The sequence below is a fragment of the Actinophytocola sp. genome (genome assembly GCF_009379765.1).
Taxonomy (GTDB): Bacteria; Actinomycetota; Actinomycetes; order Mycobacteriales; family Pseudonocardiaceae; genus Actinophytocola.
Genome location: NZ_WHTD01000022.1, coordinates 1 through 24,883, shown reverse-complemented (window position 1 = coordinate 24,883; position 24,883 = coordinate 1). Strand labels below are relative to the sequence as shown.

General features: G+C 70.6%; 22 protein-coding genes and 2 pseudogenes. 8 read left to right on the top strand and 16 right to left on the bottom strand.

All coding sequences use genetic code 11. The annotated features are described in order from the left end of the window. Nucleotides 1–11: 11 nt before the first annotated feature. From GEV28_RS09395 to GEV28_RS09370, 7 genes and pseudogenes are all read left to right on the top strand, one after another. Nucleotides 12–284: pseudogene (locus GEV28_RS09395) on the top strand (Scr1 family TA system antitoxin-like transcriptional regulator); the annotation flags it as partial. Beyond that, a complete protein-coding gene (locus GEV28_RS42220; protein ID WP_367115070.1) occupies nucleotides 251–454 on the top strand; it encodes a Scr1 family TA system antitoxin-like transcriptional regulator in 204 nt (67 codons plus the stop codon). The pseudogene GEV28_RS09395 and the gene GEV28_RS42220, both read left to right, overlap by 34 nt. An 8-nt stretch (nucleotides 455–462) precedes the next feature. Beyond that, nucleotides 463–678 carry a DUF397 domain-containing protein gene (locus GEV28_RS09390; protein WP_291410731.1) on the top strand — a complete coding sequence of 72 codons (216 nt, stop codon included), beginning with the start codon at nucleotides 463–465 and terminating at the stop codon, nucleotides 676–678. 90 nt (nucleotides 679–768) lie between these two features. Next, nucleotides 769–1,146 carry a hypothetical protein gene (locus GEV28_RS09385; protein WP_291410729.1) on the top strand — a complete coding sequence of 126 codons (378 nt, stop codon included), beginning with the start codon at nucleotides 769–771 and terminating at the stop codon, nucleotides 1,144–1,146. Nucleotides 1,147–1,154: 8 nt separating this feature from the next. Beyond that, nucleotides 1,155–1,748 (top strand): DUF3558 domain-containing protein, encoded by a 594-nt coding sequence (locus GEV28_RS09380; RefSeq protein WP_291410727.1) that lies wholly within the window; start codon nucleotides 1,155–1,157, stop codon nucleotides 1,746–1,748. Between the two features lie 19 nt (nucleotides 1,749–1,767). Beyond that, nucleotides 1,768–3,456 (top strand): hypothetical protein, encoded by a 1,689-nt coding sequence (locus GEV28_RS09375; protein ID WP_291410725.1) that lies wholly within the window; start codon nucleotides 1,768–1,770, stop codon nucleotides 3,454–3,456. Continuing rightward, a complete protein-coding gene (locus GEV28_RS09370; RefSeq protein ID WP_291410722.1) occupies nucleotides 3,456–4,247 on the top strand; it encodes an ESX secretion-associated protein EspG in 792 nt (263 codons plus the stop codon). The genes GEV28_RS09375 and GEV28_RS09370 overlap by 1 nt, the downstream gene beginning before the upstream one ends. A 67-nt stretch (nucleotides 4,248–4,314) precedes the next feature. Here GEV28_RS09370 and phoU read toward each other — a convergent pair whose 3' ends face one another. From phoU to GEV28_RS09300, 14 genes and pseudogenes are all read right to left on the bottom strand, one after another. Continuing rightward, the gene (phoU, locus tag GEV28_RS09365; RefSeq protein WP_291410720.1) at nucleotides 4,315–4,989 is read right to left on the bottom strand and encodes a phosphate signaling complex protein PhoU; all 675 of its coding nucleotides are present in this window, start codon (nucleotides 4,987–4,989) and stop codon (nucleotides 4,315–4,317) included. An 87-nt stretch (nucleotides 4,990–5,076) separates the two neighbouring features. After that, nucleotides 5,077–8,001 (bottom strand): LCP family protein, encoded by a 2,925-nt coding sequence (locus tag GEV28_RS09360; RefSeq protein WP_291410718.1) that lies wholly within the window; start codon nucleotides 7,999–8,001, stop codon nucleotides 5,077–5,079. 261 nt (nucleotides 8,002–8,262) lie between these two features. After that, nucleotides 8,263–9,108 carry a GGDEF domain-containing protein gene (locus GEV28_RS09355; RefSeq protein WP_291410715.1) on the bottom strand — a complete coding sequence of 282 codons (846 nt, stop codon included), beginning with the start codon at nucleotides 9,106–9,108 and terminating at the stop codon, nucleotides 8,263–8,265. 290 nt (nucleotides 9,109–9,398) lie between these two features. Then, the gene (locus GEV28_RS09350) at nucleotides 9,399–9,872 is read right to left on the bottom strand and encodes a hypothetical protein (protein WP_291410714.1); all 474 of its coding nucleotides are present in this window, start codon (nucleotides 9,870–9,872) and stop codon (nucleotides 9,399–9,401) included. Between the two features lie 126 nt (nucleotides 9,873–9,998). Then, entirely contained in the window at nucleotides 9,999–10,211 is a 213-nt protein-coding gene (locus GEV28_RS09345) for a hypothetical protein (protein ID WP_291410712.1), read from the bottom strand. A 75-nt stretch (nucleotides 10,212–10,286) separates the two neighbouring features. Further along, nucleotides 10,287–11,420, bottom strand: coding sequence for a tRNA dihydrouridine synthase DusB (gene dusB / locus GEV28_RS09340; protein WP_291410710.1), 1,134 nt, complete (start codon nucleotides 11,418–11,420; stop codon nucleotides 10,287–10,289). 25 nt (nucleotides 11,421–11,445) lie between these two features. After that, entirely contained in the window at nucleotides 11,446–12,942 is a 1,497-nt protein-coding gene (locus GEV28_RS09335) for a Fic family protein (protein ID WP_291410824.1), read from the bottom strand. A gap of 122 nt (nucleotides 12,943–13,064) precedes the next feature. Next, nucleotides 13,065–13,457: a hypothetical protein gene (locus GEV28_RS09330; protein WP_291410709.1), complete on the bottom strand. Its 393-nt coding sequence runs from the start codon at nucleotides 13,455–13,457 to the stop codon at nucleotides 13,065–13,067. Nucleotides 13,458–13,635: 178 nt separating this feature from the next. Then, a pseudogene (locus GEV28_RS09325) lies at nucleotides 13,636–13,962 on the bottom strand (tRNA-dihydrouridine synthase); the annotation flags it as partial. A gap of 120 nt (nucleotides 13,963–14,082) precedes the next feature. Beyond that, nucleotides 14,083–15,276 (bottom strand): TIGR02679 family protein, encoded by a 1,194-nt coding sequence (locus GEV28_RS09320; RefSeq protein ID WP_291410707.1) that lies wholly within the window; start codon nucleotides 15,274–15,276, stop codon nucleotides 14,083–14,085. Continuing rightward, nucleotides 15,273–15,674, bottom strand: a complete 402-nt coding sequence (locus GEV28_RS09315; RefSeq protein ID WP_291410705.1) for an SbcC/MukB-like Walker B domain-containing protein — start codon at nucleotides 15,672–15,674, stop codon at nucleotides 15,273–15,275. The genes GEV28_RS09320 and GEV28_RS09315 overlap by 4 nt, the downstream gene beginning before the upstream one ends. Beyond that, nucleotides 15,635–19,456 carry a TIGR02680 family protein gene (locus GEV28_RS09310; RefSeq protein WP_291410702.1) on the bottom strand — a complete coding sequence of 1,274 codons (3,822 nt, stop codon included), beginning with the start codon at nucleotides 19,454–19,456 and terminating at the stop codon, nucleotides 15,635–15,637. Before GEV28_RS09310 ends, GEV28_RS09315 begins: the two co-directional genes overlap by 40 nt. Next, nucleotides 19,453–20,814, bottom strand: a complete 1,362-nt coding sequence (locus GEV28_RS09305; RefSeq protein WP_291410700.1) for a TIGR02678 family protein — start codon at nucleotides 20,812–20,814, stop codon at nucleotides 19,453–19,455. Before GEV28_RS09305 ends, GEV28_RS09310 begins: the two co-directional genes overlap by 4 nt. Before the next feature lie 157 nt (nucleotides 20,815–20,971). Then, on the bottom strand, nucleotides 20,972–22,480 hold the full coding sequence (locus tag GEV28_RS09300) for a TIGR02677 family protein (protein WP_291410698.1): 1,509 nt from the start codon (nucleotides 22,478–22,480) through the stop codon (nucleotides 20,972–20,974). Nucleotides 22,481–22,611: 131 nt separating this feature from the next. Between GEV28_RS09300 and GEV28_RS09295 the strand changes: the two genes are divergently transcribed. Further along, on the top strand, nucleotides 22,612–22,806 hold the full coding sequence (locus GEV28_RS09295) for a hypothetical protein (RefSeq protein WP_291410696.1): 195 nt from the start codon (nucleotides 22,612–22,614) through the stop codon (nucleotides 22,804–22,806). A gap of 144 nt (nucleotides 22,807–22,950) precedes the next feature. Here the strand turns inward: GEV28_RS09295 and GEV28_RS09290 are convergent, their stop codons facing one another. After that, nucleotides 22,951–23,775: an SWIM zinc finger family protein gene (locus GEV28_RS09290; RefSeq protein WP_291410694.1), complete on the bottom strand. Its 825-nt coding sequence runs from the start codon at nucleotides 23,773–23,775 to the stop codon at nucleotides 22,951–22,953. Next, on the bottom strand, nucleotides 23,768–24,883 hold a 1,116-nt coding region (locus GEV28_RS09285), incomplete at its 5' end, for a DEAD/DEAH box helicase (protein ID WP_291410692.1). The genes GEV28_RS09285 and GEV28_RS09290, both read right to left, overlap by 8 nt.

Genomic DNA, 24,883 nt, shown 5'->3' with positions numbered 1-24,883 from the left:
ACCCCCGGCTGGTGGCGGCTCTACTCCGACGCCCTGGCCACCGACGCGAGGACTTCCTGGAGATCGGGACGGACGCGGTGCGGGTGTGCAGCTACCAGGCGGATGTCATTCCCGGGCTGCTGCAGACCGAGGACTACGCCCGCGCGGTGATCCGCGCGTTCGACCCCGAGGTCGACGCGGAGACCGTCGAGAAGCGCACCGAGCTGCGGATGCGGCGCCAGCGCCGGGTGCTGGAGGGTGATCTGCGGCTGTGGGCGGTGGTGGACACCGGGGCGCTGGAGCGGGTCGTCGGCGTGGCGGCGCGGTGGCCATCGACCACCTCGCCGGGACCTTCTGTGTCGAGGACCAGGCCGTGGTGGACCGGTATAACCTGGCCTTCGAACACTTGCGTGCGACCGCGCTGAGTGCCCGGGACTCGCTTGCCTGGGTGCGAAGGGTCGCCGAGCGGATGTAGGAGGCGCCGTGGTGGCGGAGTTACCGGGCGATGTCACCTGGCGCAGGTCCTCCTTCGGCGGCGGCGGCAACGACTGCGTCGAGGTCGCCCGCTCGCGCCACGCGTTCGCGGTGCGGGACAGCAAGGACGCCGCCGGGCCCCGGCTGGCCTTCGGCGCGGCCGGCTGGTCCTCGTTCGGCCGCGCGGTGCAACGCGATTCTTCGCGTTCGCAGGTGGGAACCTGAACGGGCGAGGTTCCGTCACAATGGGGTCGCGCGCGAGTGCGGATTGGTACCGTGCGTGTGAGGTCCGAGCGGCACGACTAGGGGCGAACCATGCTTGACCCAGGTATCGGCGGCAGTATCGGTGGAGTCGCGGCCGGGATGATGGCCATGCGCAAGTCGGCGGCGGACGGCCACTTCGCGATCAGCGAGACCGGCGGCCAGGCCCTCCTCGAAGCCTTCCGTGAGATGGCCGAATGGGTCGACGACAACCTCGGCAAGCTGGGTCACCTAGCACAGGAACCGCAGCTGGGCAGCAGTAACGGCGCCAACACCATGAAGCCGTTCGTCCAGCAGGTGGCGACCGATCAGCAGGGCTTCATCACCATGCTCCGGGAGTTCCGTACCTCGATCGGTGACGCGGAGAAGGGCGTACGGGATGCGATGACCAACTACCAGACGATCGATCAAGGGTCCGCGCAGACCTTCTAGGAAGGCAGTTGAGCGACACAGTGAAACGCTCGGTTCTGCTGCTGCCGGCGATGGCGGCCGCGCTCGTGCTCGGCCTAGCCGGCTGCTCCGAGGAGACTCCCGGCGATGCCACGCCAGGCGAGGAGACGAGCACGAGCCGCCCCACGCTCCCCGGGGAAGGCACCGAACCGAGCGAGGACACCACCTCGACCGAGCCGGATTCGGGGGAGAGTCCGCTCGCGGAGCTGAAGCCTTGCGACATCGTGTCGGCGGACGGCGCTGATCAGCTCGGCCTCACCGAAGAAGAAGTGGCTGACTTCGGAGATGGGCGGGTCTGCGTATGGCGGTACGAAGGGGCGAATGTCTCCGACAGCTACAACGTGCAGCTGGAACTCTTCGATGAGAAAGCCATCGGAGACGTAGTTGGCACCAACGTCAAACCCGTGCCCGCGGTGGGATCGCATGAGGCAGTGACCTATGTGGACCCAGCCGGTGGTTGCGCCGTCGCAATCGAAGCCGGCCCAACGTCGCGCGTGGATACGAGAGTTGTTGGTGGCGAGGAGCGGAAGGCTTGTCAGTTGGCCATGCAGCTGGCGACGCTTGTCGAACCGGAATTGCCCTGAGGTAACGGGAGTAGTTGAGATGGCACCACGACCCACGGTGGTTCACCCGACGGACACGAGCGGCGGCGACCCGGCGTCGACCGAGTCGGTGTCCGACCCGTACAGCCCGCACTACGACCAGTCGAGCGACAACTACGACGCCACCTACGACTCGAGCACGGACGTCTACTTCGACCGTGGGGACACGTCCGATACCGGGGCCGAGGCGGAGCAGTCCGCCGAGAACGAGGTCAGCGCCGGCGAGGAGGACGGCGGTTTCCTCGCCCAGATCCTGAACCAGTGGCTGCACAGCGGTCGGGTCGACGAAACCGTCAACGAGGACATGTCCGCGCAGGCGGACCAGTTGGCCCAGGGCGTCGACACCCGACAGGGCCCGGCGATGATGTGTGCGAACTACATGAGCAACCCGCACACCGAGCTGAAGACGATGGTCACCGAGGGGGTCGACCCGGACGCGGTCGGCGAGATGGGTGACACCTGGATCGAGGCGGGCAACGCGATGACCCGCTTCCAGTCCGGCATCGCGTCCGCCATCAACAGCAGCCAGGACGAATGGCAGGGCAGCGCGGGTGACTCGGCCCGCACGTTCATGGCCGATGTCGGCACCTGGGTCGGCACCGCCGGGCAGAGCGCGCAGCTCGCCGGCACCCAGACCAACCTGCAGGCCCAGGCCCTGACCACGGCGAAGAACTCGATGCCCGAGCCGGTGGAGTTCGACGTGGCGGCGGCGAACCAGGACCTGATGTCGACCACCGACCCGGACGAGTACACCCAGAAGTACGACGACTACATGGACCAGTACGACGCCCAGCAGGAGGCGCACCAGCAGGCGGCGCAGGTGGTCGGCACCTATGACAGCAGCCTGTCCGGCACCTCCACGATGCCCGCGTTCGCGCCGCCGCCGGTGATGAGCGGCGGCGGCGGCACCGTCGACCCGAGCGATAAGGACCGGATCGGCGAGCTCGGGCGGGACGGCAGCCTCACGCCCAACGGGGACGACTCGACCAACAACACCACGAACACGATCTCCAACGGCCCGAACGACAACGGCAACCCGGGCATCCCCAACCTGCCCCCGCCGGGTGGCGACCCTGGCGATCCCGGCGGCCCTGGCGGCCCCGGCGACCAGAATCCAGGTGGGAACCCGGATCTCCCGGGCATCACCGATCCCAGCGGCGACCTGCCCGGCCCCGGCAACCAGCCGATCTACCCGGGCGGGCCGCTGCCTCCCGGTGGCAACCAGGGGCCTGGCGGCAACCAGGGCCTCCAGAACGGGCCGATGCCGCTCGGCATGGGCGGCACACCCGGCGGCGACGCGGCACGGGCCGGTCGTGGCTTCGGCTCCGGCGGGCGTGGTTTCGGACCCGGTGGCGGCTCCGGCGGGCGTGGTTTCGGACCCGGCAGTGGCGGCTTCGGCGGCGGTGCCGGTGGTGGCGCCGGCGGCTCGGGTTCCAGCGGCATGGGCGGGCGCGGCGCGGGTGGCATGGGCGCCGGCGGGTCCGGGGCGATGGCGGCGGAGAACGCGATGCGCGGTGGCGGTGGCGGGTCCAGCGGCCGCGGCGGCACGGGCATGGGCGGCATGGGCGGCCGTCGCGGCGAGGGCTCCGACGACGACGAGCACCAGCGGCCGTCGTTCCTGGTCGAGGGTGACCCGGACGCGGTGTTCGGTACCGACCAGGTGACCGCACCGCCCGTGATCGGTGAGTGATGGCGCGGTCGTTCTCGCTCTCGCTCGCCGCGGCGGATATCGTGGCGCAGCTGCTCGGGGTGAACATCCGGCTGTTCCCGTTCGACATCCCGAGCGTCGGCCAGCTCCAGCAGGACCGGACCCGGATCGCCCGGGCGGTGTTCGCGGACCTGGCCAGACGCGGCCTCGTCCGCCACGGTGACCTCGATCCGGAGCTCGGGCTCGCCCTGCGGACGCTGTCCGACCACGTGATCACGGTCGCCGTCATGGGTACCGTCGAGACGCACCGGGAGATCTACGCGCGCGCCTCGGCCTCCGGCGACACCGGGGTGCTGGCGGTCAAGGAGGCGCAGAGCTTGCGCCTCGAGCTGATCCGGCCGACCGCGCTCGCGCTGTCGCTCGTCGGCCTGCTGCCCAGGGCGCAGGCCGGGCCCGGCCAGTCGGTGACGATCAGCCGCCAGGTGCCGGCACCGGGGAGGCACCGGCGCGCCGACGACGACGAGCGGGAGCTGTTCACGCGGGTCCAGCCCACCCAGGGCGCATCGGCGCAGCAGCTGCGGATCGCCGAGAGCTACCTGTCCCGGCCGCGCACCGGCACCGGGTTCTTCGCCGTGAGCGGCCGGGACCGGATGGGCCGCGAGGTGCGGGCCGGCGGGCTGACCTGGCTGGACACCGACGCCGGCCGGTACCTGACGCTGTCCCGGCCGGCGGACGAGGAGGGCACGGTCCGCAGCACGTTCTCACCGGCCGACAACTCCCGCCTGACCCAGCAGCTCGGTGAGATGATCGAGTCGGTCGCCCCCCGCGCCTAACGGCTTGATCAACTGGTGCTGTCCCCGCGAGTCGTACGTGGTGCACAGTGAGTCGGAGGTTCTGGACTCAGCCATGACCCCCTGGCATGTCGGCCGCTGCGCCGGGCATGCGGCCGGTCACCACGAAGACCACACGCTTCGCGACCGACACCGCGTGGTCGGCGAAGCGCTCGTAGAAGCGGCCCAGCAGCGTCACGTCCACCGCGGCGGCGACGCCGTGCGGCCAGTCGCGGTCCATGATCACCGAGAACAGGTGGCGGTGCAGGTCGTCCATCTCGTCGTCGGCCTCCTCCAGGGAGTGGGCCTGCTTGACGTCCTTGCTCAGGATGACCTGCTCGGCCTCCCGCGCCAGCTCCACCGCGACCCGGCCCATCTCCGCGAAGTACGGGCGCACCTGTTCGGGCAGCACCGGCGCCGGGTGCCGGCGCCGCGCGGCCTTGGCCACGTGCAGGGCCAGGTCCCCCATCCGCTCGAGGCTCTCCGCCGCGTGGATGGCCGCCAGCACGCTCCGCAGGTCGGTCGCCACCGGCGCCTGCAGGGCCAGCAACGCGTACGCGTGCTCCTCGCACGCCGAGCGCGCGTCGTCGACCTTCGCGTCGTCGCCGATCACTTGTTCGGCCAGCCGGAGGTCCACCTCGAGCAGCGACCGGGTGGCGAGCTCCATCGCCGTCGCGACCATCGAGCACATGCCGGCGAGCTCGTCGGCGAGCTGACCGAGTTCGACTTGGTAGGCCTCACGCATGGGCGCAAGCCTACGGGCGCCGACGTTCACGGACCGCATCGCCGGGTGAATCCCGGGTGAACCCGAGGCCACAATATGACCCTCGGGTCAGGCGCAGGAGACGTCGCCCGCGTTGATCGTCGACAGGTCGTTCGGCAGCTTCGGCGGGGGCGCGCCGCCACCCTTCGGCGAGACCACCTTGCGGTCGAAACCGGGCCCGACGATCAGCTGCACGGCGGAGCCCATCGACGGGTCCTCGACCAGCTCGGCGTTCGGCACCGCGGCCTTGACGGTGCTCGCCGCGGCCGCGCCTTCCTTGCTGTACTTGATGACCGTGCGGTCCACCGGCTCCGGCGCCGTGTCCACCCAGACGATCTTGAAGCCCAGTTCGGCCAGTTCGTCGGCGGTGTCGCCGGCGATGCCCTCGGTCGGGTTGCCGCCGTTGAGCACCTGGAGCTTGATCGTGCTCGGGTCGACCGGCTCCTGCCGCAGGCCCGCCTGCGCCTGGGACGGGTTCGCCGGCGCCTCGCCGGGCAGCGGATTGTCGTTGCGGATCGCGGAGAACAGCGCGTTGGTGTCCTCCACCTTCAGGTCCTCGTTGCCGTTGTCGTTGGCCTCGCCGACGGTCGGCACGGTGATGAACGTGACCCGCCCGGCCTCGATGCCCTGCATCGACTGGCCGAGCACCATCATCTGGTCCACGCCGATGTTGTCGCCGAACGTCGACTTCGAGAACGCGTTGACGAACCCGGTCAGCTTGCCGGGGTCCAGCAGCACCTCGGTCGACATCGCCTTGCGCAGCAACGAGGACAGGAACCGCTGCTGGCGCTTGATCCGGCCGTAGTCCGATGTCAGGTCACCCTCGACGTGCCGGGCGCGCACGAAGTTGAGCGCCTGGTCGCCGCTGAGCGTGACGTTCTTGCCGGCCTGCGGCACCACCGTGCCGAGGATGTCGTCCTTGAGCGGCCGCTCGACGCACACCTGCACGCCGCGCACCGCGTCGACCATGTCCTTGAAGCCGTGGAAGTCGATGCCGACGAAGTGGTTGATCTTGAGACCGGACAGTTCCTGCACGAGCTTGGTGACGCACATCGGGCCGCCCACCTGGTAGGCGGTGTTCAGCTTGACCTGCTGGGCGTCCGGCTTCTGGTCGCCGGTGTAGTCGCCGGACTTGGGGTCCCAGCCCTCGCACTTCGGCCGGGTGACCTGGAGGTCGCGGGGAAATGACACGACCACCACACGCTGCCGGTCGGCCGGGATGTGCGCGATCATCACGGTGTCCGAGCGGGCGCCGACGATGTCCTTCTCGTCGCCGACCCCCTCCTCGGCGGCCGCACCCGCGCGGGTGTCGGACCCGACGAGCAGGAAGTTCTCGTCGCCCTGCTGCTTGGCGGCGTCCTGGATGGCCGCGGAGTCCGGGTCGAGCGCGTCGACCTGCTGCGAGCTGGCGTCGACCCACGCCTTGAAGCCCCAGGCGATGCCGGTGGCGACGAACACGAGGATGGCCGCGGTGGCGGCGAAGACCCGGACGGCCAGCGCGGACTTGTTGCGGCGGCGGGACTTCTTCTCCTGCAGCCGGGTCGAGCCTGCCGGTGCCATGACCTCCTGGAGCTCGGGCTCGGGGTCGGGGGCGGACTGCGGCACGGCGATGGTCTGCATGCCGACCATCTCGTCGAGCCGGTCGAACTCCTCGTCCTCGTGCTGCCACGGCATCAGCTTGCGGCGTTTGGCCTTGCGCTTGCGCTCCTCGGCCTGCAGCTCGTCGTGCACCGCGGAGAACCGGGCGATCGTGTGGTCGATGCTGCGGCGCTTCTGCACCTCCTCGCCGATCGCCTCCATCTCGGTGGTCATCGAGATGGCGTCCTCGGCGGGCGGACGCGGTGGGGGCAGCGGGACGGCGGGGTTCATCCGCGACTTCGAGCCGGGGCCGGCCTGGCCACGGGGTACCGGCGGGCCGGCGGGGTCGTCCGCGATGGGGATGGCGCCGGGGACCGCGCCGGGGCGGCCGGGGTTCGACGGCCGGTCGTCCGGAACCGGGACCGAGGGGTGCCGGCTGGACTGGCCCGGCATCGGGGGACCAGCCGGGTGGTCGTTCGCGGGCAGTGGGCCGGACGGCTGCCGGCTCGGCGGGGCCTGTCTGCCGTTCGGCGGCGGTACCGGCCGGCGCACGCTGGCCTGACCGGGGCCGGCCGGGTCCTCGGGGAACCCGGCGGGGCCCGGGGCGGGCGCGCGGCCCGCGGGATCCTCGGGGAAGGCACGGTGGCCGGTGGCCTGGCCCGGCGCACGGCCGCCCGCGAGGTCGGGCAGTGCGCGGCGGCCGGTGGTGTGGCCGGGCGGGGGGACATCGGGAAGGGCGCGGCGTCCACTGACCTGGCTCGGCGGAGGTCCGTCCGGCAAGGCCCTGCGGCCGCCGGGCGGAGCCGGCGGAGGTGCGTCGGGAAGGGCGTGGTGGCCCGTGGCCTGGCCAGGAGCGCGCCGGCCACTCACGGCCGGGTCGTCCGGAAGCGCCCGGCGTCCGGACGCCTGACCAGGGGGGCGGCTCTCGGGGAGGGCGCGGCGGCCGGTGGCATGTGCGGCCGGGTCCTCGGGGAACCCGGCGTGGCCCGGGGCGACCCCGCGGCCCGCGGGGTCCTCCGGAAAGGCCTGGCCCGCGTGCGGCGCCGCGGTGGCGCGGCGACCGGGAGGCTGGCCGTTCGTCTGGTCCGGCCACTGCGGGCCACCGGCGGTCTCGCCGGGTCGGCGGCCGTTGCCCTGGCCCTCGACGGGGCGGCGTGGCGGCTGGTTGGCGGGCGGGAGGTTCCGGCGCGAGCGCGGCTCGCCCGGCGGCGGGGCAACGGGGTTCAGGTCCTGCCGGGAGTTGGAGTGGCGCTGGACGAGGTCCGCGACGCTCAGCCCACCCGGGCCGTCCTCCATCGAGCGGCGCCGCCTGCGCGGCTGCTCGGTCGGCTCCTCGGCCCGCCGATGACGACGGCCGTACCCGTTGGAATCACCGGCGGAGGAGTGGGTGCCGCCTCGCCGTTCATCGTCGGGCACCCGGTCTCCTTCCACCTCGCGTCAACCGCGTTCGCCGCACGGAGTCGTGCCGCTTTCTTAACCAAGACGTTGTAGTCAGCAGCTTGGTTGCCGACTCACAGTGTCGTTCCGCGCCCAGATAGTACGGATGGATGGCACCCGTGACGACTGCAGATCCGTTTTTGGCCACTTTCCGTGCGCAGTTGGGCCGATGTCACTAGCCCGATTGGGCTATCGAGACCCTCGATCCAAACGTTATCGAACTGCCGCCGAGTGTTTTCCTCAGCGTGGCCGTCGGACGGGCGCCCCGGACAAGCGGACCTCTCCGCCCACACGGTAGGCGACCGCGTTCCGGCCCGATTGCTTGGCCGTGTACAGCAGGCCGTCCGCACTGCGAAGCTGCTGCTCAGGGTTGGTGAGCGCGTGCCCACCGGTGGCGGGCTGGTGCGCCACGCCGATGCTCACGGTGACCCGAAGGCCGAGCACGATCTTGGACCACGGATATGCCTCGACCCGCGCCCGGGCCGCCTCGGCCACGGTGACCGCGGTGGCGTCGTCGACGCCGGGGAGAAGGAGCACGAACTCCTCGCCGCCGTAGCGGGCGCAGAACCCGCCCTCGGGCAGCTCGACCTGCAGCAGCTCCACGACCTGCTGGAGCACCCGGTCGCCCACGAGATGGCCGAAGGTGTCGTTGACGCTCTTGAACCAGTCGAGGTCGACCAGGGCGACGGCGAGGCCGTCCGAGGCGCCACCGCGCTGCTCGGCGACGACCTCCAGCAGGCGCTGGTCGAGGTAGCGGCGGTTGTAGCTGGCGGTCAGCGCGTCGCGGATGCTCTGCTCGCGGGCCTCGGCGTGCTCGCGGCGCAGCCGGGCGACCTCGAGGCGGAACTGCTGGGGCACCTGCGGCGGCATGGTCTTCTCGGCGGTGGCGAGGTCGAACGCGTGGCGCAGGTGCTCGTAGGCCTGGCGCCACTCGCCGCGGGAGGCCAGCAGGGAGGCGATGGTCTCGTGCAGCTCCGACAGGCGCGTGTCGTCGTCGGCCGTGCCCTGGCTCGCCAGGTCACTGACCACGCCGTTCAACACGCCGCTGCCACTGGTCGCCTCGAGTTGCCGACCCGGGTTCTGCATCGGTACCGTCGGCTCGCTGATCCGCCGGTCCCGCCATGCAGCGTCATGTCGGGCACTGTCATGTCGGGCCGGGTCCCGCCGGGCAGGTCCTGGCTGGGCTACTCCCTGGTCCAGTACGGCCACCGCGGTCACCTCCCTACCTAGGACTCTTCGTCCGAGGGGAGAGCGGCCTTGAGACGTTGGGACGCCCTGATTTCGATTTCCCCCTACTGGTGGAACTGGGACTGCTCCAACCCAGTGACGGCCGCGGGTCGCGGCTCAGCGGAGCGCACGGATGATCTCCGTGCGGGTCACCCCCTGGGACAGGGCGCGAACCCGTAGGCCGCGCCGTCCAGCACCACCACGCGCTGCGAGCCGATCTGCTCACCCAGAAGTGCGCCCTGCTGGCGGATGCTGACCGAAACCCCGAGCACGTAGACGGTTCCGCGCGGGCGCTCGCTCCCCGGTGCGTCCGGTGGCACCCACTCGGGATCGGGGCGGAAGGTCGACATGGCCGGCTCGACGTGCAGCGTGAGGCCACCGAGGTCGCACAGCCGGTCGGTGTAGTCCGGATGCTGGGTGCGGCGCAGGAACTCCCGCTGGGTGTCGGTGCCCTCGTCGCCGGACTCGTTCAGCTCGGTGTAGTACGCCTCGACCAGGCCGCGGTCCCCGTCCGACGACGTGGCGCCCGCGGGCACGGGCCGGCCGTCGACCTGGGTGCTGCATCCCGCCAGGAGAAGGCCCAGCGCGGCGACGGCGAGCGGCCAGCGAGTGCGTCGCATCATCCCCCCGGAGTCCTTTGTGTTGCTCGCAGGTTAGCCGCGCGGGTGTCGCGTCGGGGTCAGGCCGGCGGGATCCGGTAGCCGACCCAGCGCACGGTGTGGCGAACGGCTTCACCAGGTAGTCGTCGCCTAACTCCCGGGGCCACCGTCGGCGACGTGCGGATCGAGCTCGCGCAGCCGGTGGACCGGACCGATCATGTCGAGCTCACCTGGCGCAGCACCCGGGAGCTCGACTTCGCAGTGGTCGTCGCCGCCGACGGGAAGACCCCGCAGTTCTTCCTGGGCCGAGCGGAACCACTCGATGACCGTCGAGGTCGAGCCGGGGCGCAAGTACTGCTTCATGATCCGGGCCACCGACGCCGGGTCTACGAGAGCCGGCCCGCGCCGCTCCGGGGAGCCACCTGCCGCGAGCAGCGGTCAGCCGCCGGAGTGCATCAGGTCCGCGCCGAGCGGCACCGACGGGTCGTCCCGGTCGTCCAGCCAGCCGTAGGGCAACGTGACCTTGCCCGGCGAGCCCTGGCGACCTCGCGGGCCCTCGGCCGCCTCGGGGAACGGGGCCTCGCGGTCCACTTGGGACAGCAGGGCGGCCAGCTCGGACCTCGTGGTGACCATGGCCAGCTTGCGGCGCAGGTCCGAACCCACCGGGAAGCCCATGAAGTACCAGGCCATGTGCTTGCGCAGGTCCCGGATGCCCTTGTCCGGACCGTCGTGTTCCACCAGTAGCTCGGCGTGGCGGCGCAGCACGTTCGCCACCTCGCCCAGGTTCGGCCCGGCCGGGATCGGCTCGCCGGCGAACGCCGCCTGCAGCTCACCGAACAGCCAGGGACGGCCGAGGCAGCCGCGGCCCACGACCACGCCGTCACACCCCGTCTTCGCCATCATGGCCAGGGCGTCCGACGCGGTGAAGATGTCGCCGTTGCCCAGGACCGGGATCGACGTCACGGCCTCCTTGAGCAGGGCGATGTGTGCCCAGTCCGCCTGGCCGGAGTAGCGCTGCGCCGCCGTCCGCGCGTGCAGGGCGACCGACGCGGCGCCTTCCGCCTCGGCGATGCGGCCCGCGTCGAGATAGGTGTGGTGCTGGTCGTCGATGCCGACCCGGAACTTCGCGGTCACCGGGACGCCGTGCGGCGCGGCCGCCTCCACGCACGCCGCGATGATGTTCCCGAACAGCCTCCGCTTGTAGGGCAGCGCGGCGCCGCCGCCCTTGCGGCACACCTTCGCCACCGGGCAGCCCCAGTTGGTGTCGATGTGATCGGCCAGACCCTCACCGATGATGATCTTGACGGCCTCCCGCATGGTCGCCGGGTCGACACCGTAGAGCTGCATCGACCGCGGGGACTCGCCGGCGTCGAAGGTCATCATGTGCCGGGTCTTCGGGTCCCGCTCGACCACCGCGCGGGCGGTGATCATCTCGCAGACGTACAGGCCGCCGCCGTACTCGCGGCACATCCGGCGGAACGCGACGTTCGTGATCCCGGCCATGGGTGCGAGCACGACCGGCGGATCGACCGCATACGGGCCGATCTTCAGGTTGGGTGTGGCTGCACGCATGGGTCCATTGTGCGGCATGCCGAGATCACCCCAAGCCCGAAGTGAACTTTGCAAGGGCGCTCGCGAGGGTGGCATCCAGCACGTCGGCGACATTGGCCCACTGCGCATCGGCCGAATCGGTCCACGTCCAGGTCACGGTCTCCGTGGGCGAGGACACCACGGCGGGCTCGGATACCGAAGGCGCTTCCTCGTTGTGTTCGGTGCCTATGATCTCGGCGTAGACCGTCAGCGTGAGAACGCCTGTCTCACCACTGCCGACCTTCTGTATGAATACAAGATAGCGCAGTTTCTGTTCAAAGGCGACAATCTGCAGTCGGGACCACCAAACGCCACCCTGAAGATTTGCAAAGAAATCGACGCTTCTCGCGGCCTGAATGACTTGTCGGCGCCAGTAGCGTGCTTCTTCACTGGGTGGCGCGGCGCTCGCAAGCGTAGCGCGGGCGTCAGCGTCAACACCAATGCGTAGCAGGGTGCTTATCTTCTCTCTCATGTCGTCGAGCCAGGAATTAGCCATTTCCTGGATGGTATTTGCGAGTATCGCGGTCTTCGTGGCGCGGTCGGTCGTGCCGCTCGCGGTCCGAAGTTCGCGAAGGCGCGCAATTCCAGCCTCGAGGACGGTGAGTGCGCCACCGCCAGCCGTCAGTGCGTGCTCGGCCGCGACTGGGCGCTCTAGTTCGCTCCGCAGGGCTCCGATCTCGAGTTCAGCGAAGAAGCGCACCAACGGGCGTAGGTCGCCTTCGTTGGCTCGGTCCAGACTTTCCAGGTAGCGAGTGCGTTCACGTCGATCAACGACCAGCGGCGCTAGATCGTGTTTCAGTAAGGTTAGGAGTGTGAGGCAACGTGCAACTCGACCATTTCCGTCCTCGAATGGATGAATACGAACGAAGCCATGGTGCAGCCAAGATGCTCGTATGATCGGGTCCCGGTTTTCGTATGTATGGTAAAGCTGAATCAGTTGGTCCAACTGTGAGGCAACTTGCTCGGGTGGAGTGTACTCGAGTCGTGAGCCGTCTGATCGAGTCACATGGTTGGGCTGTTTCTTCCATTCTCCATGATGCAGGGTTGCCTCAAATACCATGCCGGTAGGTCCGGTCGCAGTGTAAGTAGCTTGGTTTCTGGTGAGCGCTACGTGTAGTTCCTTGATTAAAGAAATGGAGACATCGCGACCTTCGCGCGCAGATTGCGCGAGGAACTCCAGTGTTTCGTATTGTGAACGAACGACTTCAAGAACGTCTTCGTTGACTGAACCGTCCGTGACGCGGGCGACTGCGTCGGCTGTGATTCCCTCGGCAACCAACGCTTCCGTGACGCCCCAGTCAATGTCGTACAAACGCTCGATGATTCCGGTCTCGATAGCGTGGCGACGCAGCGACCTGCGACGAGCTTCCTGGAAGGCGTCGTCGTTCGCCGACACAACGGACTTCCAGGCGCGCTGGAGAGACTTGACAGAGTCAAGAACAGACTGGAGGTCGCCATTGAGTTCTGGGAGCGGCTCCACATCGGTCCACGGCAGATCAGCCATCGTCACGTGAGAGAGCGTAGCCAGCATCAGCGGGTGCTGCAGAGATGCCCAGGTCATCACTCCACAGGTATGCCAGGCTGGTGATGCCGGCCATCGTTGCGGATGGGCGTCCCTGGCGGACGTCACCGTGCGAGTCGCGTCCAGATCACCTGGCGCGCCAGCGCCGAACGGCCGGCCACATCTACGGCCAGCGCCACCAGGTCAGCGTGTGGCAACGTGGTGAGCCGATCAACAAGCGCGGTGTCATCGCCGAGAACCGCCCACGCCAGTGCCGTCATGTGCGCGCACAACTCCGTGGCACTGCCGTCCGGACACGGACATTCGCCAGTCAACCGCCGTCCCGCGTAGTGGACCAGGAGTTCCCCGAGGCCGATCTCCTCGCCTGGCAGACCGCCCCACAGCGAGTATTCGTCCCAGTCAACGTCCTCGACGTGCGGGGCGGGTTCCTGACCACGTGACAGCGCCTCCGGTGTCGTGGCGTATTCGAGATCGCGGCGGGTGAAGTCCGGTGTCAACAGGGCGGAGTTCCTTCGGTAGGTACGGGCCCGGTGGTGAGCCATGAGTCGATTGATCCTGATCACGAGGTTGGTTCAGCGCCGTGAACGTCTGTTCGGCTGCCGGAGCGTGCCGCACTTCCTCGTGCCTGACCTGCTGCTATGCGGCGACACGCAGACGTTGTCAATGTGTTGACTTCGGGCAGCCCCAGTTGGTGTCGATGTGGTCGGCTAGCCCCTCCCCGGTGATGATCTTGACGGCCTCCCGCATGGTGGTCGGGTCGACTCCGTAGAGCTGCATCGACCGCGGCGACTCGCCCGGCGCGAAGGTCATCATGTGCCGGGTCTTCGGGTCCCGCTCGACCACCGCGCGGGCGGTGATCATCTCGCACACGTACAGGCCCGCCCCGTACTCGCGGCAGAGCCGCCGGAAGGCGACGTTGGTGATCCCCGCCATCGGCGCGAGCACCACCGGCGGATCGACCACGTACTGGCCGAGCTTGAGCGCCGCTCTGGTCTGCGTCATCACCCGCACGTGCTCCACTGTCCCTTATCCGTGAACTGCCAGCGCCGGATGGCTCTGGGCAGTTCACGCACCCGAACAGGGCGATCGGTGTCCGAAGAGCGACATGGCCCAGCCGGCGGCTCAGGTCAGGTCGTTCAACAACTGGGGTATGAGCCGTTCTTCCATGATCGCGCGGCGGTGCTCGGTCAGCGCTTCTGCCAGCCGCGGTTCCCACGGGCTCGTGGCCGGTGGGCCTTTCAGCGTCTCGGAGTCGCCGGTCTCCAGTGCGGCCAGGTATTCCTGGGTGGTCATGCGCCATGGTCGCGCGGTGTGGCGGGCGATGGCCGTGGCGGTCGTGCGCAGGCCGGTCCAGTCGAAGTCGCCGCGCCAGTGGATGGTGCCGGTCGCCCTGGCGAGCAGGGCGTGACAGGCGGCGGAGGGTTGGCCCTCGGTGCAGACCAGGGTGGCCGAGTTTGCGCCGAGCTCGCCTGCCGCCGCCCGCAACACGGCCGGGTTCTCGCACACGTAGATGTCGCGCGCGACCGGAGTCAGCGGGTCGATGTTGAGCTGATGCAGGGTGAGTCGGAAGGGAACCCCGAAGCCGGCCGCGTCGCCCAGCCAGTTCGCCACGATGTGGTCCTCGCGGGCACGCAGGTTGAGCACGAGGACCTGGCTGGCCAGGTCGTCGACGATCACCCCGGCTGACTCCCACCGCGCCCGCGCTTCGGCGCGGTTGGCCGGCGCCGCCGCGCCGTCCCGGATCGCGAGCGCGCGCAGGACCACGGCGGACAGTGGGGTTCCGGTGAGTGCCTTGGTGTTCCCGGTCGCCCACTCGGCGAGCGCGGGTAGCGGCAGGTTCGTGGCCGGCAGGCGGTCGAGCACCCGCGCGGCCCAGCCGAGCACATCGGCCTCGCCGCGGCGCACCAGCCGGGTCGCCGTGCCGTCCGAGCCGACCGCGTCCAGCCACATGGTGAACCACGGTTCGGCGCGGTGGCGGCACAGTCGCCGGGCCTGGGCGAGTGCGGACTCTCGTGCCTCTGCTTCGTCCGCGCGCTCCGCCGCCCGGTCGCGCACCGGTCCGTCCCGCTCGGCCAGCACCGCGAGCAGCCCTCGCCCGCAGGCGTCGTGCAGCGCGTCGTCGAGCTCGACGAGGTCCACCCGCAGCGTCTTGACCTCGGCCGAGCGGTACTGTCCGGTGGCGCCGATGATGATGCGGCGCTCGGCGTCGGTGGGCTGAGTGAGGCCGACGCTTCCGTCGAGCCTCCCGGCGGACTTCTCCAGCTTTCGGCGCGCGGCGGCAAGAAGCCGATCCCAGGCCGGGTCGTCCACCTTCACGACAGCCCCGCGTCTTGGTCGAGCAGTGTGCCCGCGTCACCTGTCGGCCGGCGGCGGGTGCCCGGCGAACCGAGCCCGGCGGCGAGGTCGTCGTTGCCGTCGGCGAGGATCTCCGCGCCGTCCCACACCAGCAGCAGCGCGCTGACCGTGTGTTCGGCCGCCGAGTGCGACAGGTCGTAGTGCGCGCAGGCGGACACGGTGTCGTAGGTGGCCCACAGGTCATAGCCGGTCATGAACAGGTCCAGGTCGAACTGCGCGGTGAGCCCGAGCAACTCGCGCCGCCCGGTGTCGTCGACCCCGGCGAACGCCTCGTCCAGCGCGAGCAGTCGCGGGCAGTGCTCGTCAGCCGAGGAAAGAGTCACGTGGGCGGCGGCGAACAGCGGCAGGTGCAGCGACACCGACTGCTCGCCACCGGACAGTGTGCTGTCCGGGACTGGGTCAGTCTCTCCTCGGTGCCGTCCCCGGCGACCAGGGTGAAGGCGAACGTGCGCCAGCGACGGTAGTCGAGCACCTCGCCGAGCAGCTCGGCGTAGGCGCGGTCGGGGTGCTGGGCCCTGGTGGTCTTGATCCGGCCGGCGAAGTGGGCACGCATGCGCGCCAGCTCGTCCGGGCTGAGCCGGGACGCGTCCCGGTCGAGCAGCCGGCAGGTCTCCCGCTGCCCGTCGTCCAGGGTGTCGGCGAGCTCCCAGTGCACCCCGATCGTCGCACCCGAGGACATGCGGCGGGCACGCATCTCGGTGCTCATCCGGCCGATCAGGTCGCGGGCGTCGATCGTGCGCTCGTGGATCTGCTGGGCGAGCCGCCCGAGCAGGGCGTCCTCCAGGATCCGCCGCTCCGACTCGGTGAGCAGCTGTTCCTGGTCGCGGCGCGCGTCGGCGATGCGCCGCGCGAACGCGCCGATCGGCGCGAACCCCTGGTCGTCGGCGACGCGGACCACGATCACGTCGTCGTCGGCCTCCCACTCGGGCCGGTAGTCGTGCCCGGCCGCCGACAGCTGCGCCTGCAACTCGTTGAGGGCCGTGGAAAGCCGGGTCTTGCTGGACTTCAGGGAGGACTCGGTGGGGCTGAGATCCGTGGTGGTCGCGCGGATCTCGTCGTGCAGCCGGGTGACCGCCTCGGGCAACGCCACGACCTTGCCGGCCGGATCTTCGGCCAGGGCCTGCTCGGCGACCGCACACAGCTCGGCCGGATCACGCCAGTCCTGCTCGGCGCCGGGCCACGCGACGCCGACCGGCAGCCGAAGCAGGTCGGTGATCTCCCGGTGCGCGTAGGGCGCGAGCCGGTGCGCGTCGGTCTGCGTCTCGGTGATCGCGCTGCGCAGCGTGTCCACCGCGCCGGTCACCGTGGCTCCTGCCGCGCCGGCCGCGGCACTGGCGTCGTTCTGCTCCCCGCGGGCCTGGCGGACCCGCACCTCGGTCGCGTCGATGTCGGTACGAGCGGCGGCGATATCGGCGAGCACCCGGTCCACGTCGGCGCCGACGGCGGCGCGCAGAGTGGCGAGCCCGGCGGCCTGCTCGCCGTGTTTCTGTTCGGCCTCGAACGCCGTTTCGGCCTGCTCGGCGGCTGCGTGCGTGGCGTCGTCGAGCCGTCGGGTGGCCGCGTCGACGACCTCGGCGCGGGTCGTTTCGTCCTTGCGGGCGGCCGTCAAGCGGCCGGCTTCCCGGTGGAAACCGTCGAGCGCCGACGCCACCCGGTCCACCGCATCGATGCTCGGCGTGACCGAGTGCTCGGCGGCGACCTTGGTCAGCTTCCGGTCCCGATCGCCGACCTCGGCCACCGCCTGGTCGAGGTTGCTGCGAGCCGAGTCGAGCGCGTCGCGCCGGGCGCGCAGCGCGCCGGCCTGGTCGGTCTGCGCCCGCAGCGAGCGCACGATCGCGCCGGTGCGGGGGAGCTCCTGACGCGCGGTGGCAAGGTTGGCGAGCGTGCTCTCGATCCGGGCGATGTCCTGTTCCAGCGACGCGATGTTCTCCTCGGCGACAGCGATCCGGGTGGCGATCTCGGCCAGTCGCGCTTCGCGCCGCCGCCGCCGCGCCGTGGCCCCGACGAACTCGGCGTCGGCCTTGGTGTGCGCGCCGACCTGAACGCCCTGGGCGAAGGCACCGGCGAGGGACACGGTCGGAGCGGCGGTGCGGCTCGGGTCGACGTCGGCCAGCGCGATGGAGGTGAGCACCGCCCGGATCCGGTCCGGCCCGACCTCGCCGTCGTCCTCGGGCACGAGTACATCGGCCAGCGTCGCGCCGGCTGGTCGACCGGCCTCCGGAAGCGGCACCAGGCGCCCGTCGGACAGACCCCGGCGCAGCGCCTCCGAGGTTCCGCCGTCGTCGGCGTCCAGCCACGCGTCGAGCAGGTTGGCCGCCTCCAGCGCCGCCTCGACGCTTGCCGCGCGCTCGACGGGCAGATCCTCGACGAAGCGGACCAGCCGCCACAGTGGCGCACCCGCACTGTCCACCCGGGACGCCGTGCGCGCGGCGAACGGTGCCGGCGCGTCGTCCTGTTCCGCGGCGATCCGATCCTGGTCGGCACACAGCGTGGCGAGCTCGTCGCCCACCAGCCGGCGTTCGCCCTGCCGTTCGTGCAACCCGCGCCGCAGCGCCTGGGCGGCGGGCGCGGTCAGCTCGTCGAACACGGTGTCCAGCGCCGGCGCGTCCGGCTCGCCGACGAGTGTCAGCGCCGCGCCCAGGTGCTCGGGTACCTCGCCGAGCCCATGTTCGCTCATCGTCGGTTCGTGCCGCGACCACCACGACGCCAACGTCTCGAACGCATCCGCACGAACCCGCGCCAGGTGTTCGGTTGCCGCGCGCTCGGCCGCCTCCGCCTCGGTCACGGCGTCCTGCGCGGAGCCGAACAGGCGCTCGTACCGGAGCCGTTCGGCCAGGGCCTCCCGCACGGCCTGAAGGGCGCCGCGCACCTCGCGCACGTCGTCGCGGCGCAGCTCCACCCTGGCCAACACCCGGTCGTCGAACTCGGCGTCGGGCTCGGCATCCGTGGCGCTCCAGGCGATCCCGGCGTCCGCGGCGTCCTCGGCCAGCGCGGCGGCGGAGCGGGAGATGGCGTGCCTGGCGTCGGCGAGCTTCGCCGTGGCGGATCCCAGTTCTCCGGTGAGCCTTTCGGTAACCGCGGTCGCCCTGCTGGCCGCCACCCGTTCCCGGCGAGCCGCCTTGGCGAGCTCCTCGACGAGCTCGGTGAGCTTGTCCAACTGCTCCAGGTGCGTGTACGCGGTGCTCTTCTGCAGCGACTCCAGGGTGGCCTGGAACCTGCCAAGCGCCCGCTCCATGTCGACCACGTCGGTGTCTGCCGTCTCGAGCCGGGTGGCGGCGTCGCGCCGCGCGGCCAACGCCTCGACCAGTGCCGTGCGGGCGCGGTCCACCTCGGCGAGCCGGCCGGCCAGCACGTCGGCCGCGGCGCGGGCGTGGGTCCGCAGGTAGGTCGTGTAGCTGGCCAGGAACGTGCCGGCCGCGGTGTCGGCCTGGACCAGCTCGTCCAGGGTGCGCTGCACAGTCTCCATGTCGTCGAACGAGCGAGCCGCCTCGACGATGAGCTCGTCGTCCAGCGGCCGCAACCCGTCGGACAGCGTCTGGGACAGCCGCTTGGGGTCGAGGTGCTTGGCCAGCTGGGGTCGGCGCAGGGTCAGCACGAGGGTGAGGAGCTGTTCGTAGCGTTGCGGTCCGAGCCCGAACAGCCTCGTGTCGATCATGGCCCGGTACTCCGGCGCGCGGTCGGTGATCGCGTCGGGGCCGAGCTCGGCGACGAGCTGCTTGCGGGTCAGCGGGCGGTCGTCCGGGCCCAGGATGGAGAAGTCCACGCCGACCCGGCCACCGGTGACGAAGTACCAGCGGGTGACCTTGTCGTTGTGCCGCTGCGCCCGCAGGCCAACGCCGACGGTGACGGCCGTGCCGTCGTCGTGGGTGAACTCCATCCACACGTAGGCGTGGGCGGCGTCCTGCCGACGGTAGAGCAGGTTGGACTTCATCGTGCGGTCCTCGCTGGCGAACGGGTTGAGCCGGCGCGGCTCGATCCGCCCGTCCAGCACAAAGGGGAACAGCACCTCCAGGGCCTTGGTCTTGCCGGAGCCGTTCGGCCCGCGCAGCACCAGCCGCCCGCCGGCGAAGACGAACTCCTCGTCGCCGTAGTCCCAGAGGTTGACGACGCCGGCGCGGGTCGGCCGGAACCTCGGGCTCACTCGCTCGTCTCCCCGAAGTCGAAAAGGTTCGGCTCGGCCTTGCGGCGGCGCACCTCGACCATCACCTGACGGTAGCGAGCCAGCAGCGGCAACGCGAGCACGCCCCCCTCCACCCGGACCACGATGCGCAGCTCCGCGAGCAGGTCGAGCGCCGCCGCCAGCAGCCGGGCGGGATCGGCACGCCACGCGGCCGCGAACGTCGAGCCGTACCGGTCCAGCAGACCGGCGAGCACGGCGGCCAGCCAGCCGTCCTCCAGTAGCGGGTGGCCGGTGTTCTCCCGCTCGTCCTCGGGCTCGCCGTGCTGGCCCGTCCCGGCGTCCTCGTCCTGGTCGGCGAGCTCACCGAGGACGCCGCCCGATGGCAGCCCGGCGTCGATCGCACCGGCCAGGTCGGCGACGCGGCGATCGGGTGCGGCGAGCCGGACCAGCGGAGCCGCGTCGATGTCCTCGATCCGGTCCGCGATCTCACCGATCAGCAGCAACGCCGCCTGCGCCACCGTCCCGGTGCCGGGGAAGCGGCGGTCCGAGAACGCGCCGGAGGTGTCCAGCACCGCGACCCCCTCGGCCCGTCGCTCGGTGGTCAGCCCGGTGATCCGCTCGACGTCGCCGAGCGCGTGCGGCCCGCGCAGGATGTTGCGCGCGTCCTGGTCCAGCTCGTCGTAGTAGACGACGGGCCGCTCCAGCAGCGCCCGCCGCGCCCGGTGCCCGGCCTCGCGGCGGCGGGTGTCCCTGCTGTGCGCGGTGGGCGTCGTGAGCAGCGCGGTCACGCTGCGCAGATGCTGCAGCACCCTGGTCGGGCGGTACACCGCGCGCACCACGTCGCGGTCGATGTCGTAGAGCGCTTCACCGGCGGTCGGGTCGTCGGCCCAGCGGCGGGCGCTGCCGTCGGCGAGCGTCAGCGCACCGCGGACCTCCAGCCACGCCACCGCGTCGACGAACGCGGCCCGGTCCGCGGCGCGCTCGGTGGACAGCCCGAGGCCGGCGATCCGGATCGCGTCGGCGGCGACCGCGTCGGCCAGCTCGGAGAGCGCGATCTGGGTGCCGGCTCGGCCGAGCGCGGCCAGGGTCAGTGCCAGGTAGGCGTAGCGGCGGCGGTCGAACGGCCGGTCGGTGTGGGTGCGGGCCGGCTGGCTTTCGTCGAGCTGATCGAGCGTGCGCAGCAGCCGCGCGGTGGTCCTGGACAGCTCCAACCGGTAGCCGAAGGTCTCCAGCAGGTCCTCGCGCAGCTCCGCCGCCCAGCGCCGGATCGCCGGCAGCGCGCCGGGGTTCGGGTAGGTCTGGGTGACCAGCGGGTGCGTCAGCAGGGTCCGCGCCGCGCGCTGATAGTCGGCCAGCTCGAAGGTGGGGATGGCGGTCATGACTGTTCCGCCTCCCCGGAATTGAATGTTGTGGTCACGTTGGGGGACGGACGGTTCTGTCTGGTCACGTACTTGTGGCTGGTTTGCGTCACGTTCCCCTGAGGTGCGGTTGGGAAGCCCGCGGCATGATGGGACCTTGGGGTTGACACAAGGGGTGTCATGCCCTCGCCTCCAGGCGCACCGCCAGCCGGTCCAGGTGCAGCCGGCCTCGGACGGTGTCGACCGTGGTGGCCCTCGAGTGCGGGCGCAGGGTCAGCCGCACCCCGTAGGCCGAGCCGCTGCCGCCGGTCACTCCGGACACCGGCACTCGCGCGGCCAGCGCCAGGTCCAGCAGGCCGAGCAGCAGGTCGGTCTCCTCGTCGTCGAGCGTGCGGCCGTCGAGCCCGTGGGTGGCCAGTGCCCGCGCGGCGGCCGTGCGGGTGCGCTGCTCGGCAAGCTGCTCGGCCCGCAGCCTGCGGCGGCCGGCTTCGTTGCGGTCGACCCGGGCGGGAGCGCCGGGGCTGGCGGACTTCCCGGTCTCCACCAGGGTTCGGGAGATCTCCACCGCGGGCGCGTCCCACCACGAGCGCCGGGTGGAGATCAGCTCCGGGTCGGGATAGGTCGTGCTGACGTGCCGCGGCGCGGTCAGGTTGAACGCGCACGAGAACAGCGCGTGTGCCGCCCGGTCGTTCTCCACCCCGGTGAACCAGGCGGCCAAGTGGCGCAGCTGGCTCTCCCGGCTGACCCCACCGCGGCGTGCCTCGGTGACCCTGCGCAGCAATGCCAGCACCGCAGAGATCGCGCTGACCGTTCCGGCCTGCAGCCGCTCGCTCTCACTCGGGATGTCAGCGTCGGCGACGAACCAGTGCGCCAGACCCGACCAGCGCTGACGCCAGTCCGACAATCGCTCCGCGGGCGAGGCGAAGATCCGCTCATCCGCGCTCGCGGCGTGCTCGACGAGGCGTTCGGTCCCGGTGGCGTCGACCTCGGCGATCGCGGCTGCCAGCTTCGGCGAGTAGCGGGCCAGCTCGTTGCTGAACTCCCGCAGGTGAGCGAGCAGCGCGTCCTTGTGCGCGAGGAAGATCTCCGGACGGGAGTCGTTGGTGCGGGACAGGTCGCCGAGCATGAGGTAGAAACGTGCCGCTCGGGCGGCCATGTCCGACAGGCTTGCGTCCAGCCTGGTGAGGCCGCGGTACACCCGCTCGGCGTCGCCGGCCGAGTTCGCGCTCGCCAGCTCCTGGAGATCGCGCAGCAGCTCGGGAAACACCAGCCGCGACAGCGTCGCGTCGTCGAGGCTGGCTCCCAACACGTCCTCCACCGCGCGAAACGCGCGATACCCCGCCTGGGAGAACTGGTAGACGTAGTGCCGGTTGCGGTACTCGGCCAGCGAAGCCGCCCGCGCGCCGTCGTAGCTGCGGTCCAGCGCCTGCCACCCGTAGAGCTGGTCGAGCAGCGGGGTGAGGTCGCCGTCGATCGCCGGCGCATCCGGGTGGTCGACAGCCAGCTCGGTGAGCTGCGCGGCGACCTCGGTGGCATGTAACAGAACCACGTAGTTCGCCCGCGCCCGGTCGAACGCCCGCAACACCCACAGATAGTCGATCCGCTTGTCCGCGGTCGCGAAGTTGAACAGCCGCAGCCGATCATCCAGCGCGAACGCCTCGATCCCGAACGCGTGCTCGCCCGCCATGCCACCTCCTCGTCGCACAAGGGTGCCAGGTCGGCAGCCCAGCCCGATTCGCGCCTCGATGTAGGTACCCTGACGTGCCTACTTCCCAAGCGCGATCTTTCGCCAGGATCCGAGCCGACGAGACCATCGAGGTGATCAAGCATGACCAGGTCGTCGCCGTGATGATCCCGCCACCGCACGGGCAGAGCCGCCACGACGAGTTGGTGGCTCAGGGCGTGATCCGGCCCGCCGGGCGCGGGCTCACGGCCGGGGACTGGGACACCTTCACCCACATCGAGGTGCCCGACGGTGCCGACCCGCTCGCCGTCCTCCTGGCACTGCGCTAGGACGAACGGTGATCTATCTCGACGTGGCCGCGCTGATGACTGTCATCGTCGGGCGGCAGTACGGGGGTGAACTGCGCGGTTCCTCTAGTGCTGTGCGGTACAGGTCAGCTGCCCGTGACGTCGGGATCCGCCTTCGCCACCAGCTCACGAGCGGTCTGCGGGTTCGCGTCGAAGGGCCTGGTAGGCAGGTCGGAGCAGGTCGGTCAGCGCGCGGCCGCGTACGGCGACGTCGACCGGTGGTAGCTGGTCGAGCAGGGCCGTGCTCGCTGTCGAAGCCACGCTGGTCGCGGGAATCTCTGCCTGCTTGACAAAGAACGTATCGAGGCAGTCGGCCAGGGGTGTGCCGTTCTGTTCGGCGTGGTCGGCGGCGGGTGGGCCGGCGGTGCGCGCGGCAGCCAGGTTGGCCAGCAGGTCCGCCCGTTCGCGTCCCCGCCAGGCGAGGATGGTGAACGGGTCGTCGTCGAATGCCTCGGCCAGCAGGTAGAACGCCGCGGCGAGGTGCTTGCACGGTACCTCCCAGTCGGGACATGAGCAGTCCATCGACAGGTCGCCGGCCGTCGTCGGGAACAGGGACAGTCCGAGACCGGTGAAGACGTCCTCGATGTCCTCGGGCATCTCACCGGCGAGGAGCTTGGCGGTGTACCAGGCGCTGTCCGCCAGCGTGCGCTCCAGCTTGGCCCACTCCAGCTTGCCGAACGCGGTGCTGCCGATACGAACGCGGTAGGGCCGTGCCCTGCTGCCCTGTACCCGCGCGGTGACCGAGCCGGCGTCCACGTCGAGCGAGATCACCTGGCCCTTGCGGGCATAGGCGCGGCCTCGTTGCAGCCGGTTGCCGAGGCCGATGTCCTCCAGGACCTCGACGAACCGCTCGGACCACCAGGTCTGGCCGATCGCGCCCCGGGTGCTGCGCGCCCTGAGGCCGTCCTCGACCGCGAGTGGGCGCGATGGTGGCGGGTACCAGTCACTCACCGACGGCTCCGTCCGACAGGGCGAACACGTCGCGCAGGTCTCTTGTGGACAGTTCGGTGAGCCAGCCCTCGCCGTCCCTGATCACCAGGTCGGCCAGGGCCTTCTTCTCCTCGATCATCTCGTCGATCTTCTCTTCGAGGGTTCCGGTGCAGATGAACTTGCGCACCTGGACGTTGCGTTTCTGACCGATCCGGAACGCGCGGTCGGTGGCCTGGTTCTCCACGGCCGGGTTCCACCACCGGTCGAGGTGGATCACGTGGTTGGCCGCGGTGAGGTTGAGTCCCGTGCCGCCGGCCTTCAGGGACAGCAGGAAGATCGGCGGGCCGCCGTCCGACTGGAACCGGCCGACGATCTCGTCGCGGCGCTTCTTCGGCGTGCCACCGTGCAGATAGGCGACGTCGGTGCCGAAGTGCGCGGCCAGGTGCGGCAGCAGCATCTCGGCGAACTCCGTGTACTGGGTGAAGCACAGGACCTTGTCGCCCTCGGCGATGATCTCTTCGAGCAGCTCCTCCAGCCGGATCACCTTGCCCGAGCGCCGGCCGATCGCGGAGCGGTCGTGCAGCAGCTGAGCGGGGTGGTTGCACACCTGCTTGAGCTTGGCCATCGCGGCGAGCACGTTGCCCCGGCGCTCGATGCCGTCGGTGTTCTCGATCTTCTCCATCATGTCGTCCACGACGGACCGGTACAGCGACGCCTGCTCGGTGGTGAGCTGGCAGTACTGCTTGATCTCGATCTTGTCGGGGAGGTCGTCGATGACGGTCGGGTCGGTCTTGAGTCGGCGCAGGACATAGGGGCGGGTGATGGCGCGCAGCCGCTCGGCCGGTTCGGTGAGTCCGTGGCGCTCCACCGGAATCGCGTAACGCGTGCGGAACAGCTCCGCGGAGCCGAGCATGCCGGGATTGAGGAAGTCCATGATGGACCACAGCTCGGCCAGCCGGTTCTCCACCGGTGTCCCGGTCAGCGCGATGCGGTGCCCGCCGCGCAGCCGCCGCACCGCCTTGGCCGACTGCGACAGGCTGTTCTTGACCGCCTGAGCCTCGTCGAGCACCACCCGGTGCCATTCGTGGCCGTCGAGCTCGTCGATGTCGCGGGTCGCGGTGGCGTAGGT

Bases quoted from the DNA above. Each gene is read 5' to 3' on its own strand.
- GEV28_RS09385 (WP_291410729.1), top strand. From the start codon at position 769: ATGCTTGACCCAGGTATCGGCGGCAGTATCGGTGGAGTCGCGGCCGGG.
- GEV28_RS09375 (WP_291410725.1), top strand. From the start codon at position 1,768: ATGGCACCACGACCCACGGTGGTTCACCCGACGGACACGAGCGGCGGC.
- GEV28_RS09370 (WP_291410722.1), top strand. From the start codon at position 3,456: ATGGCGCGGTCGTTCTCGCTCTCGCTCGCCGCGGCGGATATCGTGGCG.
- phoU (WP_291410720.1), bottom strand. From the start codon at position 4,989: ATGCGTGAGGCCTACCAAGTCGAACTCGGTCAGCTCGCCGACGAGCTC.
- GEV28_RS09355 (WP_291410715.1), bottom strand. From the start codon at position 9,108: ATGCAGAACCCGGGTCGGCAACTCGAGGCGACCAGTGGCAGCGGCGTG.
- GEV28_RS09350 (WP_291410714.1), bottom strand. From the start codon at position 9,872: ATGATGCGACGCACTCGCTGGCCGCTCGCCGTCGCCGCGCTGGGCCTT.
- GEV28_RS09345 (WP_291410712.1), bottom strand. From the start codon at position 10,211: ATGAAGCAGTACTTGCGCCCCGGCTCGACCTCGACGGTCATCGAGTGG.
- dusB (WP_291410710.1), bottom strand. From the start codon at position 11,420: ATGCGTGCAGCCACACCCAACCTGAAGATCGGCCCGTATGCGGTCGAT.
- GEV28_RS09335 (WP_291410824.1), bottom strand. From the start codon at position 12,942: ATGGCTGATCTGCCGTGGACCGATGTGGAGCCGCTCCCAGAACTCAAT.
- GEV28_RS09305 (WP_291410700.1), bottom strand. From the start codon at position 20,814: ATGACCGCCATCCCCACCTTCGAGCTGGCCGACTATCAGCGCGCGGCG.
- GEV28_RS09300 (WP_291410698.1), bottom strand. From the start codon at position 22,480: ATGGCGGGCGAGCACGCGTTCGGGATCGAGGCGTTCGCGCTGGATGAT.